General features: G+C 34.5%; 12 protein-coding genes. 6 read left to right on the forward strand and 6 right to left on the reverse strand.

Features of this window, described 5'->3' with window-relative positions:
• Nucleotides 1-107 precede the first annotated feature (107 nt).
• From BTM19_RS11900 to BTM19_RS11910, 3 genes are all read right to left on the reverse strand, one after another.
• Nucleotides 108-1,610 carry a Mur ligase family protein gene (locus BTM19_RS11900; RefSeq protein ID WP_029376874.1) on the reverse strand — a complete coding sequence of 501 codons (1,503 nt, stop codon included), beginning with the start codon at nt 1,608-1,610 and terminating at the stop codon, nt 108-110.
• Nucleotides 1,611-1,748: 138 nt separating this feature from the next.
• Nucleotides 1,749-2,558: an anti-sigma factor gene (locus BTM19_RS11905; RefSeq protein WP_029376873.1), complete on the reverse strand. Its 810-nt coding sequence runs from the start codon at nt 2,556-2,558 to the stop codon at nt 1,749-1,751.
• Nucleotides 2,548-3,117, reverse strand: a complete 570-nt coding sequence (locus tag BTM19_RS11910; RefSeq protein WP_029376872.1) for an RNA polymerase sigma factor — start codon at nt 3,115-3,117, stop codon at nt 2,548-2,550. Before BTM19_RS11910 ends, BTM19_RS11905 begins: the two co-directional genes overlap by 11 nt.
• A 477-nt stretch (nt 3,118-3,594) precedes the next feature.
• Here BTM19_RS11910 and BTM19_RS11915 point away from each other — a divergent pair, with 477 nt between their 5' ends.
• A complete protein-coding gene (locus BTM19_RS11915) occupies nt 3,595-4,095 on the forward strand; it encodes a GNAT family N-acetyltransferase (protein WP_029376871.1) in 501 nt (166 codons plus the stop codon).
• A 159-nt stretch (nt 4,096-4,254) separates the two neighbouring features.
• Here the strand turns inward: BTM19_RS11915 and BTM19_RS11920 are convergent, their stop codons facing one another.
• The 3 genes from BTM19_RS11920 to BTM19_RS11930 form a co-directional block, all read right to left on the reverse strand.
• Nucleotides 4,255-4,842 (reverse strand): histidine phosphatase family protein, encoded by a 588-nt coding sequence (locus tag BTM19_RS11920; RefSeq protein ID WP_029376870.1) that lies wholly within the window; start codon nt 4,840-4,842, stop codon nt 4,255-4,257.
• Between the two features lie 202 nt (nt 4,843-5,044).
• Nucleotides 5,045-6,295, reverse strand: a complete 1,251-nt coding sequence (locus tag BTM19_RS11925; protein WP_038679627.1) for a M20 family metallo-hydrolase — start codon at nt 6,293-6,295, stop codon at nt 5,045-5,047.
• Nucleotides 6,296-6,314: 19 nt separating this feature from the next.
• Nucleotides 6,315-7,136 carry an alpha/beta hydrolase gene (locus tag BTM19_RS11930; protein ID WP_029376868.1) on the reverse strand — a complete coding sequence of 274 codons (822 nt, stop codon included), beginning with the start codon at nt 7,134-7,136 and terminating at the stop codon, nt 6,315-6,317.
• Between the two features lie 172 nt (nt 7,137-7,308).
• Between BTM19_RS11930 and allC the strand changes: the two genes are divergently transcribed.
• From allC to BTM19_RS11955, 5 genes are all read left to right on the forward strand, one after another.
• Complete coding sequence (gene allC / locus BTM19_RS11935) at nt 7,309-8,541, forward strand: allantoate deiminase (protein ID WP_029376867.1); 1,233 nt, start codon at nt 7,309-7,311, stop codon at nt 8,539-8,541.
• Between the two features lie 85 nt (nt 8,542-8,626).
• Nucleotides 8,627-9,415 carry a (S)-ureidoglycine aminohydrolase gene (gene allE, locus BTM19_RS11940; protein ID WP_029376866.1) on the forward strand — a complete coding sequence of 263 codons (789 nt, stop codon included), beginning with the start codon at nt 8,627-8,629 and terminating at the stop codon, nt 9,413-9,415.
• Nucleotides 9,416-9,430: 15 nt separating this feature from the next.
• Nucleotides 9,431-10,462, forward strand: coding sequence for an ureidoglycolate dehydrogenase (gene allD, locus BTM19_RS11945; RefSeq protein ID WP_029376865.1), 1,032 nt, complete (start codon nt 9,431-9,433; stop codon nt 10,460-10,462).
• A 161-nt stretch (nt 10,463-10,623) separates the two neighbouring features.
• On the forward strand, nt 10,624-11,673 hold the full coding sequence (gene allD / locus BTM19_RS11950) for an ureidoglycolate dehydrogenase (RefSeq protein ID WP_069796641.1): 1,050 nt from the start codon (nt 10,624-10,626) through the stop codon (nt 11,671-11,673).
• A gap of 15 nt (nt 11,674-11,688) precedes the next feature.
• Nucleotides 11,689-13,449 (forward strand): acyl-CoA synthetase FdrA, encoded by a 1,761-nt coding sequence (locus tag BTM19_RS11955; protein WP_069796639.1) that lies wholly within the window; start codon nt 11,689-11,691, stop codon nt 13,447-13,449.

Below are 13,449 nucleotides of genomic sequence, written 5' to 3' on the forward strand. Positions count from 1 at the left end.
GAAGAGCGCTAGCCGAAGACTACAGGCTAAGGCAGTGCCCGCGGAAAGCGTGCACAAAAAAACTGCCAACAAAGTCGGAGACTTTGTCGACAGTCTGAAAGCCCTGATTAGGGGGCTTTTTTTAGTGTTGTTGTTTGATGTTTGAGTTCTTGTAATATCTTTTTTGCATACTCTTGATCATCGTGGTCGTATTTTTGACCTTTATAATTTTGGGGTTCATTTATACCAGTAAGTAAAATAATCTCATTATTTTTATCTGTTGCATGTAAAAGTGCTTTTATACCTTCTTTTCGCGAAGAGCCACGCAAAACATTACTTGTTCTATAACAATCTGGTAAATGATTAAACATAAAGCGAAGGATTTTTTCTGGGTCTTCATATCCTACTTGTTCTGCAGCAATCATCAACTTATGAATACCCTGAGGTAATGTATCTACGGTCAATTTTATTTTATCTAAACCTCTCAATCCTATGCCTGTAACCATTGTATTTAAGCTCTTATTAACACTTTTACTATAATTCAAAGCGTTATTTATAGATTCTTTAATGGCCAAAGCAGTGTGTGCAAAATCCAATATAATCGTATAATCATCTATTTCTACTATTTGAAAGCGATGTAATGGTGGATCAATTGTGGAAGCAACTTTAACTATTTTCTTTGAATCAAAACCTAATTTGTCTAAAGCAAATATACTTGTAGCTAAGTTTATAAAGTTATGTCCTCCTTTAAATTTAGGTAGGATAGTATATGGAATATCGTTAATCTCGATATCAATAGCGTCATTAGTAATATGATATTGATAATATGCGTTTTGTGTAGTGGAAAAATGCTGTTCGTCTTTTAAAATAGTATGGTATTCTGCCGTATCTAAATTGATTAAATTTAGTGAGCTTAGTCCATCTAATCTTAATTTAGCTTTTAAATAGTTAGTCATAGTTCCGTGATATTCTAGATGTTCTGGACTGAAATTAGTAAAAACGGCTAAATCATTTTTGATAAAATCTGTCCGTCTTTGATCTAGAGCTATAGAAGTAGCCTCGTAAACGATATAATCATAATTTTCATTATAAAAATAATTTATAATCTCAGCCATTTCAAAATACATTGGTGTAGTTTGAGTTGAATGATTAAAGTTAAGTTTATTGTAATTACAGTCGTATATTCCCATCGTGCCTATAATAGCCACTTTTTTATCAAGTTGTGTAAGTAAATTACCGATCATATGACTTGTTGTTGTTTTGCCATTTGTACCTGTAACAGCGATACATTTAATATTTTCAATTGCATTTTTATAAAATAATTTGACTAAGTTATTAGCTACTTCTGGAAAATCTGTTATAAAAATAATAGGCATATTGTATTCTAAATGGCTAAATTTAGAGGGAGGCGCATCTGTAATCACAAGCAAAGGATTCATTTCGTTAGCACATTGAGCATAATGTGTTACATTTTCTGAATCTTTTAACATGAATAAGGTAGCTAGGCTTATATCTTGGTACATTGAAGTTACTTTTTCACAAATGATTTCTGAATCTAATTTTACACATTTTGAAGGTTCGACTGTATTTTGCTTAATGACTGACAAGATATCTTTAACGGTTATTTTCATAGTTTATCTCCACCTTTTCTATTCAGTTTCTAACTAATACAAATATAATTAATGTCTTATTAAAAATGTGATTAAGAGATATACGTATGAAAATCAAAAAAGGATCACATAGATTTGTGATCCTTTTAGATAATTTTATTAAACTTCTTTACTAGCCATAATCATTTGTCCTTTAGGTTCTGCGTTGTTTGGTGAAGGTTCTAAGGTGATGGCGATGGTATCATTCTTGTCTACATCGAGGTCATTTAAGTCGAATACGACCATGCCTTTATTGTTTTTAGTTGCGAATGTTCCTGCAGGATATGGTTTGTCATCTTTAATGACCCAAACTTGATAAACTTCATTGCCTGTTGTAGCTTCAATATCATTAGCTTCGACCATTAGCTTATTATTTGTTTGGCTATTAGATACATAAGCTTGACCCTGTGTTTTTTCCTCATTCATAGATTTCAAATTGATAGCGTGTGTATCATTGGTATTAATCAATGGTGACGATTGTTTTTGTGATTCTTTGTGGTTAAAATATTGAACGCCATTTCCGATCAATGATAACAATAATAATGCCGCCATAATACCTATAGATAGTTGTTTGACCCATGTATGCTTAGTTTGCTTATAATCACTTTGTTTATATTGTTGTGATTCATTTGTATTCTGGGTATCACGTTTTTGCAAAGGTGTAGTGTCTTGATTGTAGTGACTTGATTGATTCTGTTGATTTTCATGTTCTTCATTAATAACTGCGTCTAATATTCTTTGCTTCATGCCTATTGGAGGTTCAACTTCCTTATTACTATAAGGAAGCGTATCGTGAAGAATATTAATGTCATTTAAAGTTTCGTCACTTTCAGAAGAGGAATTTAATTCTTTTTCAATTTCTTCTTTTACATGCTCATCCAAATTGTCATTAAAATAATCGTATATTTTATCAACTTTTTTATCGTTCATTTTCTTCACGCTCCCTTCTTGAAACTTTTTTAAAGTAGTTATTTAAATGTTGTATTGATAATCGAAGTCTGCTCTTTACAGTACCTAAAGGTGTGTTTAATTTATGTGCAATCTCTTGTTGGCTTAACCCTTTATAATAAAATAGGGCAATGATATCTTGTTGATCTTTATTTAAATATGAAATCATTTTTTGAATTTGCTCTGAACATTCTTTCTCTAATAAATCATATTCGGGTAAGCCACTCAGTTGCAGTCCCTGAAATTCTTCGTTGAATTCACTTTCTGTTACTTTTCGCTTTCTTACAATATCAATTGCTCCATTACGACATAGTGTGATGAGCCAAGTTGATAATTTACCTTTTTCAGATTTGAAAATTGCTTTTTGATGCCAAATTTTCATAAAAATATCTTGTAATATTTCCTCACTAGATTGCTTGTCTTGAGTGATTTTATAAGCCAAATTAAATAGCAATGACTCGTACCGATCATATAGGATTTCTAGACTTTTGCTATCCTTATTCTCAACAATCAGTTTATATAGATCATTTTCATCTAGCATGCCTTCTCCTCCTTGTTTATAAAAATACGTAATACAAATAGAAAAAGTTCACCAATCTGGGTGAACTTTTTTACTAAAATATACTCATAAAATAAAAAAGTTAAATATTAAGTTATTATTAGATGATAACTTAATATTTAACTAATGTGTATATAAAGTTATAATGCTTATAAATGAATATTATTTATAAATTTTGAAAATGTTGTTATAAACTATTGGTTTGCTGAGTGAATTTAAATCAGTTCGTCGTTAGTGTTTAAGTTGGATTTTGAGTGTTGGGGCCATGCGACCATTGAAATAATTACTTTCATTTTCAGTAGTATTTAACCTATGATAAATTAAAGTGACAGTATTGGATATTTAAGTTAAATAAATTCTGTATTGATAAGATCTAATCGACTAACGACTAATAGCAACCTATAAAAGTAAGCGTTCGCTAATATAATACTTGATTTTTAAAATTATAGGAGGGTAAATATGGATTTCTATTCTAGAGATTTAATAGATACAGATATAGATGACATAAATGAATTACATAATTTAACAGAAGTAACTAAGTACCAAACTTGGAAGACGCAAAGTAATGAGGAAACAAAGCAATTTCTTCGTGAAGTTATAAATCAAGATTCGAATGTAGTTTATAATGTTTTAGTTAATCCTGATACTGATAAAGTTATTGGGACGATACAATTAGTTATAGATGAAGTGAACAAAAGTGCCGAAATTGAATTTATTATCCATCCGAATTATTGGAACAATGGTATCGCAACAAATATAGCCAAAACCATTATAAAATATGCTTTTAAAGTGCTGAAATTAAACAGAGTAGCGGCATCTATTGATTCAAACAATACAGCAGCAAGAATGGTGTTACAAAATTTAGAAATGAAGTTAGAAGGCGTCTTAAGAGAAAATAGACTAGTAGACGGTGAATATAGGGATACATTAAGTTATGCTATTTTGAGAAGTGAATACTAACTATAAAGAGCCACTTCTTAATTTCTTAAGTTAGTGGCTCTTGCACCTAAGTATATACTCAGGTGTCCAATTTTGGAAATCAATGGAACTTATGCATGAGCATAAGCACAGGTAAACATTAAACTCTTTCGAATGTCAGGGTATGGCAACGAAAGCTTTTTAAATGCTTGAGCCTTGCATCGGCAAATGTGAAGTTTGGTCATAGTTGATAATAGTACAATGACCATCAGCAATTTTTAGCGTGCTCATACTGCCGTTTGTAAGTTTTGTGATACCTGTGCCCAAATTGCCATTTGAGTAATGATGAAATATTGCATTGATAAAAGCTCCGTGAGAAATAATTAATATGTTTTTATCTTTGTAAGTATTATTAACTAAATCTATACCTTTTAAGAAGCGGTCTTTAATTACCGCTTCTTTTTCTTTATTTGGATAGATGAGTGAAGGGAATTTTGCACTGCGTTCTTCTGGAGTTAAACCTTCAGCATCTCCAAAAGAAACTTCGATAAAAGCTTCGTTCTCTATTAACGGAATATTTAAGTAATGTTGAATCCATTGTGCAGTTGTTTTAGCCCTTGATAATGGGCTTGTAAGAATAACATCCCAGTGTGACTCCTTTAAATATTGGCCACATGCTTTGGCTTGTTCGATACCTTTGTCATTTAAAGGAGTATTTGTAAGTCCTTGTAATCTCCCAGCAGTATTCCAATCAGTTTCCCCATGTCTGATAAAACATATTTTCGTCATTATAATCAACCTCTGTCATTGTATTATCTTATAAAAGTATTTTGAAACTAAAATTTTGATTTTAGCATGTAATTTTTTTCATAAAATATAGTGCGTAAAAAAGTGAGAAACCTACTTTGTATAATAGGATGCTCACTTTAGTTGTTAATTATATTATTATTTTGGAGAAAATCAAAGAAAGCAACATTTTACAAAAGATGTATTAATCTTCTAATGTTGTTTCTAATTTGGCTAACTCAATCGTTGTATTTATATAAACTTGAATACCTTTGGCAATTTGTTGCTCAGTGACAGATTCTTCTGGTGAATGACTAATACCTTTTTTACAAGGAATGAAAATCATACTCGTTGGACAAATAGGTGCGAAATTCATCGCATCATGGCCTGCACCACTATACATATAACGGAAACTATAGTCAGACTGAAGACAACTTAGTTCAGTGATTTGAGCTATTTTATGATTGAAACTTTGTGGCTTGTCTTGCCCTAAGTCTTCTAAATGATATGCTGTTTTGCGTTTTTGAGTAATAGCTTGAATTTGTTGCTGGATTTCTGTAACAACTTGTTCCCGTACTGTCAGATCTTTTCCTCGAATATCAATAAGTAAAGTGACTTCTCCTGGAATTGCATTCATCGTATTTGGATATACATTTGCGTAACCAACTGTCGTAACAATTCCCTGATCATGATAAGTTTGGCCTATAGATTCAATACTTAAAATAATTTCTGACGATGTAGTAAGTGCATCAATTCTCATAGGCATAGGGGTAGAACCAGAATGACTCGTGACACCTTGGATATTTAACTTGAAACGATGAGGGGCAGCAATATCTGTGACAATACCAATATCTTTGTTGTTCTTTTCAAGTATTGGACCTTGTTCAATGTGTAGCTCTAAGAAAGCTTTAATTTGGTTGCGTTCAAATAATGCAGCCTTGCCGTGCATGTCTTGAGATAAGGGTTCGACGACATCATAAAGTATATTGCCTTCATTATCTTTAATATGTTTCATGTCTGATTTAGTCATCTTACCTGTTAGGTATTTGCTTCCTAATGTAGCCTCGTTAAATCTTGTTGACTCCTCACAGGCAAAGGCGATGACGATGATAGGGTGATCAGTTTCGATTTGGTGTGTATTTAAATGTTCAATAACCTCTAATGCTCCTAGTACACCTAGTAACCCGTCATATTGGCCACCGTCTTTTACAGTATCGATGTGAGAACCTAAAACTACAGGCTTCAAAGATGGGTCTTTACCTTCTCTACGTGCAATGACATTTCCGAAGAAATCAAAATATACATCTAAGCCAGCTTTTTGACACAACATAGAAAACTTTAATGCAGCTAACCTCTCTGGATGTGTAAAGGCGATACGATTAATACCACCATTTTGTTCATTTCGAGCAAAGTTATTAAACGTTTGAAAATTATCTAAAACATTTTGCAAATTCACTATAAACATTCTCCTTCAATTAAACGAGTTGGTTTAAAAAATGTACGGTCTTCTTATATAAATCAATGCTAGTTTCATTTACTGTTCTATCAAAGTCATGTTGGTTATCATCTAAAGTTTCTATATGACAATTTTTCACATTTTGATAGATATATTCACTTTCGCTATATGGGACATCTGGATCATTGATACAATGGACAATGAACGTTGGCGGAAAGTGATTGAGTTGTTGAGCTGAAATATTATAATCACTTTGCGTTGAGGTCTGAATACCTAAATACTCTAGCCATTTAGCTTCTCCACGTGCATGTATATAAATAGGATATCTGGCTTGCATAAGACCAGATGTTAACGGTTGCTCTTGAATCAATTGATTCAGTATCTCAGGAGTAATTTTAGATGATAGTGTTTGGTATTGTGAATTTGGTCTTAAAAATGATGGTACATGTACACGGCAATAACCATAAAAATCAACAATGCCATCGACTTGACGATGTGTTGAGACAATCATTGCTAAAAAAGCACCTGCAGAACGACCGAATGTAAATAAAGGTATTGATGGATAGCGTTGTTTAATTGCATCATATTGTAGTAAAGCATCACTAATGATTGTGTTTATATTACTTTCAGGTGCCAGACGGTAAGAAGCTAGGACGAGATGAAAGTCTTGTGTTAATAAATCTATGTAATTCTGTGAAAGATCGTCAGGGCTTCCAAAGATTAATCCGCCACCATGAAAGTACGTTATAACGCCTTTTGCGTGTTTATTTTGTGCTTCAATAACTGTAAAAGGTAAGGTGAATCCATCTTCAGTCATAATTTTAGAATGATATTGAGACAAACCTATCATCCTCCTATATATAAAATTTGCTAACTATAGTATCTCAAAGAAATGTTTAGAAGTATTTGTATAAATCGAATAAAAGTCTCAACCATTATTGTTAGAAATGTGAATGATAACTAAAATGTAAACGCTTATAATTGGTTGTGAAATGAAAAAGGAGTTGAATTTAATGGACATACGATCTTCTTTTGAATCTTTAGATAAAAAATTCACCGGTTTTGGTGGATTGAACGGTGGCGGTATTACGCGCTTACTATATTCAGATGAGTGGTCAAATGCTGTACATGAATTAAAACATACATTAGAAAAAGAAGGGTTTAAAGCTAGCTTTGATAGTGTCGGTAATTTAAAAGGACGTATTGAAGGAAGTAAATACCCCGAAGAGACAATTATGTCAGGATCACATATTGATACCGTTGTTGAAGGCGGTCATTTAGATGGTCAGTTTGGTGTCTTAGCAGCATTAGTTGCAATGCAATCATTGAAATCCGAGCATGGTCAACCATTACGCTCACTTGAAGTCTTGGCATTAGCCGAAGAAGAAGGTAGCCGTTTCCCGTATGCGTTTTGGGGAAGCAAAAATTTCTTTAACTTAGCTAAACGTGAAGACGTTAATGATATTGCTGATGGCGAGGGTATTAATTTTAAAGCAGCGATGAACAACGCTGGTTTTGATTACCGCAGTGAAGATAATGATTATAGTTATATTAAGTCATTTATTGAAGTACATATAGAACAAGGCAAAGTATTGGAGACTGAGAAGAAAGCAATCGGCGTCGTCAATGGTATTGTTGGACAAAAACGTTACACAATTAACTTAAAAGGCGAAGCAAACCATGCGGGAACAACGCCGATGGGATTAAGAAGAGATGCAGTAGTTGCTTTCAGTAAAATCGCGACAGAGCTAACTGATAAAGCAAGAGCGATTGGTGATCCACTAGTTATTACTTTTGGTCGTGTTGATCCAGTGCCAAACACAGTCAACGTAGTGCCAGGTGAGGTGACTTTTTCAATTGATTGTAGACATATTAATCAAGAAGAGTTAAATGATTTTGCGAAAACGATTGATGATTGCATCAAAACGGTATCGAAACAAGAAGGTGTCGAATACGACATTAACTTGTGGATGGATGAAGCGCCAACCATGATGGATGAAAGCTTAGTCAAAGTAGTAGAACAAGCTGCTGAACAAGTAGTTGGTTCTAATGACAGTAAGATGATGCCATCGGGTGCAGGTCATGATTCTCAAATCTTTGCTAAATACATACCGACCGCAATGTTGTTCGTCCCATCTATTAATGGCGTGAGTCATAATGTTACAGAAGAAACTAATATTGAAGATTTAGTTAAAGGTATAGAGGTGCTTAAACAAGTATTGTATCAACTTGCTTATAAAGAATAAGGATTGAAACAGTTAAATAATAATTGTTCAGCAAATTCAAACGAGAAAATAATAATTCCAAATAGAGAAAAGGAGTAATGTTTTTATGGGTTATTTAAACCACAATCAAGGTTATAGAGAAGGCTTATTAGAAACACGTTCAGTAATTAAAAAGGATAATTATGCAGTAATTACGCCAGATGGTTTAGTTAATAATGTAGTACCAGGATTCGAAGATTGTGATGTAACAATCATGGGAACCCCAAGATTAGGTGCTCGTTTTGTTGATTATTTAGTTACTTTGAAAAATCAAGGCGGCAACAAACAAGGCTTTGGAGGTAACGGTGTACAAACATTTATCTATGTTGAATACGGTAATATTAATGCGTACGCAGATGATAAGAAGTATGAGTTAAGTGCAGGCGGTTATTTATATGTTCCAGCTCATCAAGTTATGACGTTTGAAAACAGTAACCAAAATAATGATAGTAGAGTATTTTTATACAAAAAACGTTACCAACCATTAGAAGGATATACACCAGAAGTAGTTACTGGAAACGTTAATGATATGGTGCAAGAGCCTTATGAAGGTATGGAAGAAGTTAAAATCTTAGACCTTTTACCAAAAGAACTTGCATATGATATGAATATTCATATTTTATCATTTAAACCTGGTGCATCTCATGGATATATCGAAACACATGTGCAAGAACACGGTGCTTATATCTTAAGCGGACGTGGCATGTACAACTTAGATAATGAATGGATGCCAGTTGATAAAGGAGATTATATCTTTATGGGTGCCTATGCGCCTCAAGCGACATATGCAGTAGGTTTAGACGAACCGTTTGCATATATCTATTCAAAAGATGCTAATAGAGATATTGAAATTTAAGGAAGGTTGTTAACGATGGAAGAAGAGACGTTAGTATACGTTGAAAGAGATAAATTACGTGAACTGTTCAAGAGAAAATTGACGCAAGCTGGTCTTCCTGAAGTACAAGCAGACAAAACGGCTGACCTTATGATATTTGCTGATGAGCGTGGCATCCACTCTCATGGGTCTGTGCGCATGCAATATTATGCAGAACGTATTTCAAAGCAAGGTTATAATTTAGAACCTAGTTTAGAATTTACGCAAAATGGACCTTCAGCTGGAACTTATTTTGGAGATAATGCAGTAGGACATTATGTCGCGTATCAGGCAATGGAAGAAGCTATCACCATGGCTGAGAATAGTGGTATTGGTATGGTAGGTGTCAAAGAAATGGGCCATAGTGGCGCTATTGGCTATTTTGCAGAACAAGCTGCAAAACGAGGAATGGTAGCTATTACAGTATGTCAATCAGATCCAATGGTTGTACCATACGGTGGTACGAAGCCTTACTTTGGCACGAATCCTATTGCATTTGCTGCACCACGACAATCGGGCGAACCTATTTTGTTCGATATGGCAACAACAGTGCAAGCATGGGGAAAAATCTTGGATGCCCGTTCCAAACATAAATCAATCCCAGATACATGGGCGGTGGACAATCAAGGAGAACCGACAACCGACCCATTCGAAGTGGCGGCATTATTACCAGTTGCAGGACCTAAGGGATACGGACTAATGATGATGGTTGATATCTTAGCAGGTAGCCTCCTAGGATTGCCATTTGGTCAACATGTCACTTCAATGTATAAGGATTTAAGCCAGTACCGTAGATTAGGGCAGTTTCATATTGTAATAAATCCAGCTTATTTTGGAGATAAAACATTATTTTTAGAAAAAGTCTCTGAAATGGTTGATGAGTTACATGACATAAAACCAGCACAAGGATTTGAACAAGTCTACTATCCTGGGGAAATTCAGGAAACAGTCAAACAGCGTTATGCTAAAAGTGGTATTCCAGTCGCTGAAAGTATTTATGACTATTTAGTATCAGAGCAACTGTATTAAATAAAACTAAAGGAAGTGAAATGGGAACGTTATGAAATGTATGAGGACATACATTTAAAGACTAAGCTTACTCTCCCAAGTAGCTTCCTTTTTAATGCAATAAATAGGCTAAACGTAGATAAAAATTAGTGGAATTGACTATAAAGTGAGGAGGTTTTCGTATGCGTGTATCTAAAGAACAATTACTTGAACTCATGAAGAATAAATTAGTAAAAGCTGGATTAAACGAAAGTGCGGCACAAGATGTTGCCGATGTATTGACGTTTGCAGACCACAGAGGTATCCATTCACATGGTGCTGTCAGAGTTGAGTATTATGCAGAACGTATTGCCAAAGGTGGCATAACAGCTAATCCAAACTATCAATTTGAACAAACAGGACCTTCAGCTGCAGTCTTTGAAGGAGACAATGGCCCTGGTCACCAAGCTGCGAAACAAGCAATGGAAAAGGCTATTGCAATGGCGAAAGAGAGTGGTGTTGCTGTTGTTGGTATGAAGCACATTTCTCATAGTGGAGCACTTGGTTATTTTGTCGAAATGGCTGCAAAAGAGCATATGGTTGGTATTAGTATGTGTCAATCAGATCCAATGGTAGTGCCGTTTGGTGGTACGGAACCTTATTTTGGAACTAACCCGATTGCATTTAGTGCGCCATCGAATGACGACCGTATTATTACATTTGATATGGCAACAACAGTGCAAGCGTGGGGGAAAGTGCTCGATGCGAGAGCGAAACATTTATCTATTCCAGATACATGGGCAGTCGACGCACAAGGTGAGCCTACAACTGATGCTAGAGATGTACATGCACTTGTTCCAGTAGCTGGCCCTAAAGGTTATGGTTTAATGATGATGGTCGATATCCTATCCGGTAGTTTATTAGGTGTGCCTCATGGCGTACACGTATCATCAATGTATAAAGATTTAACTAAAGGACGAGATTTAGGGCAATTGCATATTGTAATAAATCCGGAATTTTTCACTGATTTAGAACTGTTTAAGACACGTATTTCAACTATGTTAGATGAGCTTAAAGCACAGCCTGCTGCAGAAGGATATGGTGAAATTTTCTATCCTGGTGAACGTGGCCGTATGCGCAGTGAGAAATATGATGAAAATGGTATAGAAATTGTTGATGACATCTATGAATATTTAGTTTCGGATGATGTACATTATGATCGCTACCACGGAAAAAATAGATTCGCAGAATAATAATGGAGGCATAAGATGTTATACACAATAATTAAAGAAAATACGTATCAAGACTCAATTGTATTAATGCTACTATCAAATAAATTATCTGCTATTGAAGGTGTTAATAAAGTATCTATTATGATGGGAACACCTGCTAATAAAGATATATTTAAATCATCTGGCTTAGGTACACCTGAGTTAGAAGAAGCAAAACCAAACGATATAGTCATCGTTGTGGATACTGATGATAAAGATAAGGTTGAAGAAGTCAATCAAGAAGTAGAAGCAGAATTAAAAGGTAAAAATGAAGGTGACGATAAATCACAAAAACAAGATGAAGCTTCAAACTGGAAGCGCGCTTTAGAATTAGCTAATAATCCTAATCTTGCGTTAATCTCTATTCCTGGACAATATGCAGCTATGGAAGCAGAAAATGCTTTGAACCACAATTTAAATGTCTTTATGTTCAGTGACAATGTTGCTAAAGAAGATGAAGTACGTCTGAAAAAACTTGCCCATGATAAAGGATTACTAGTTATGGGTCCAGACTGTGGTACGGGAATTATTCATGGTTTACCACTCGCGTTTACTAATACAGTTAACCAAGGTGATATTGGCGTCGTAGGTGCATCAGGTACAGGTATTCAAGAAGTTACAACGATTATCGATAGAGAAGGTAAAGGAGTAACGAATGCATTAGGTACAGGTGGACGTGATTTATCAACTGAAGTTGGCGCAATTACAATGCTAGATAGTATAAAAGCTTTAAATTCAGATCCAAAAGTTAAAGTGATTACTGTTATTTCTAAGCCGCCAGCTAAAGAAGTAGAAGAAAAAGTGTTGAATCTATTACGTAACATTGATAAACCAGTCGTTACTTTATTCTTAGGTTCAAAACCTACGTATACTGAAGAAAATATTTATCACGCATATACATTAGAAGAGGCTGCTCGTATTTCTGTTCAACTTTCAAATAATGAAACGCCACAATTTAAACCACATGTGAAAGAGAATATTTCGGTGACTTTAAATGCACAACAAAACGGTATCAAGGGTTATTACTCTGGAGGTACTTTAGCATCCGAAGCAGCAATGTTAGTTAAAGATACATTAGGTGATGATTCAACAGATGCAACGCCAGAAGGTTACTCATACAAAGGCGGAAATCATGAAATTATTGATCTAGGTGATGATATCTATACTCAAGGTAGACCACACCCAATGATTGATCCATCAAAACGTATTGAAATGTTAGAAACATCATCAGCTGATCCATCAACTGCAGTCATTATGTTAGATAATGTCATTGGTTATGGTAGTCATGATGATATGGCAAATGAATTAGCACCAACAATTAAGAACATTCTTCAAAAAGTAAAAGAAGAGGGACGCTCATTAGCAGTATTAGCAACTGTAGTTGGAACAGAGCATGATCATCAAGATTATCATGCACAAATCAACACTTTAGAAGCAGCTGGCGCTGTAGTATGTGAAACAAATGACCAAATGGTACGTACAGCGTTAAACATTATTGGTAGCAATGTGAAGCAACCAAATCGTGAAATAAAATCTTTTGAAGTAAAGCAAGTAGATTTAACTGTCGATGAGAAAGTGATGAATTTAATCAATATGACACCAAGCGTAATCAATATTGGACTACAAAGTTTCACATCAGCTATTCAAGATGGTGGCGCAGAAGTTGTACAGTTTAACTGGCGTCCAATTGCTGGCGGAGACGAAAAGCTAATGAAAGTACTCCAATATTTAAATAATTTCGAAGGAGAGACGGTATAA

This window comes from Staphylococcus xylosus, from assembly GCF_002732165.1.
In the GTDB taxonomy this organism is placed as follows: domain Bacteria; phylum Bacillota; class Bacilli; order Staphylococcales; family Staphylococcaceae; genus Staphylococcus; species Staphylococcus xylosus.

Coding starts and splice junctions, on each gene's coding strand:
- BTM19_RS11900 (WP_029376874.1), bottom strand. CDS start 1,610: ATGAAAATAACCGTTAAAGATATCTTGTCAGTCATTAAGCAAAATACA.
- BTM19_RS11905 (WP_029376873.1), bottom strand. CDS start 2,558: ATGAACGATAAAAAAGTTGATAAAATATACGATTATTTTAATGACAAT.
- BTM19_RS11910 (WP_029376872.1), bottom strand. CDS start 3,117: ATGCTAGATGAAAATGATCTATATAAACTGATTGTTGAGAATAAGGAT.
- BTM19_RS11915 (WP_029376871.1), top strand. CDS start 3,595: ATGGATTTCTATTCTAGAGATTTAATAGATACAGATATAGATGACATA.
- BTM19_RS11920 (WP_029376870.1), bottom strand. CDS start 4,842: ATGACGAAAATATGTTTTATCAGACATGGGGAAACTGATTGGAATACT.
- allC (WP_029376867.1), top strand. CDS start 7,309: ATGGACATACGATCTTCTTTTGAATCTTTAGATAAAAAATTCACCGGT.
- allE (WP_029376866.1), top strand. CDS start 8,627: ATGGGTTATTTAAACCACAATCAAGGTTATAGAGAAGGCTTATTAGAA.
- allD (WP_029376865.1), top strand. CDS start 9,431: ATGGAAGAAGAGACGTTAGTATACGTTGAAAGAGATAAATTACGTGAA.
- allD (WP_069796641.1), top strand. CDS start 10,624: ATGCGTGTATCTAAAGAACAATTACTTGAACTCATGAAGAATAAATTA.
- BTM19_RS11955 (WP_069796639.1), top strand. CDS start 11,689: ATGTTATACACAATAATTAAAGAAAATACGTATCAAGACTCAATTGTA.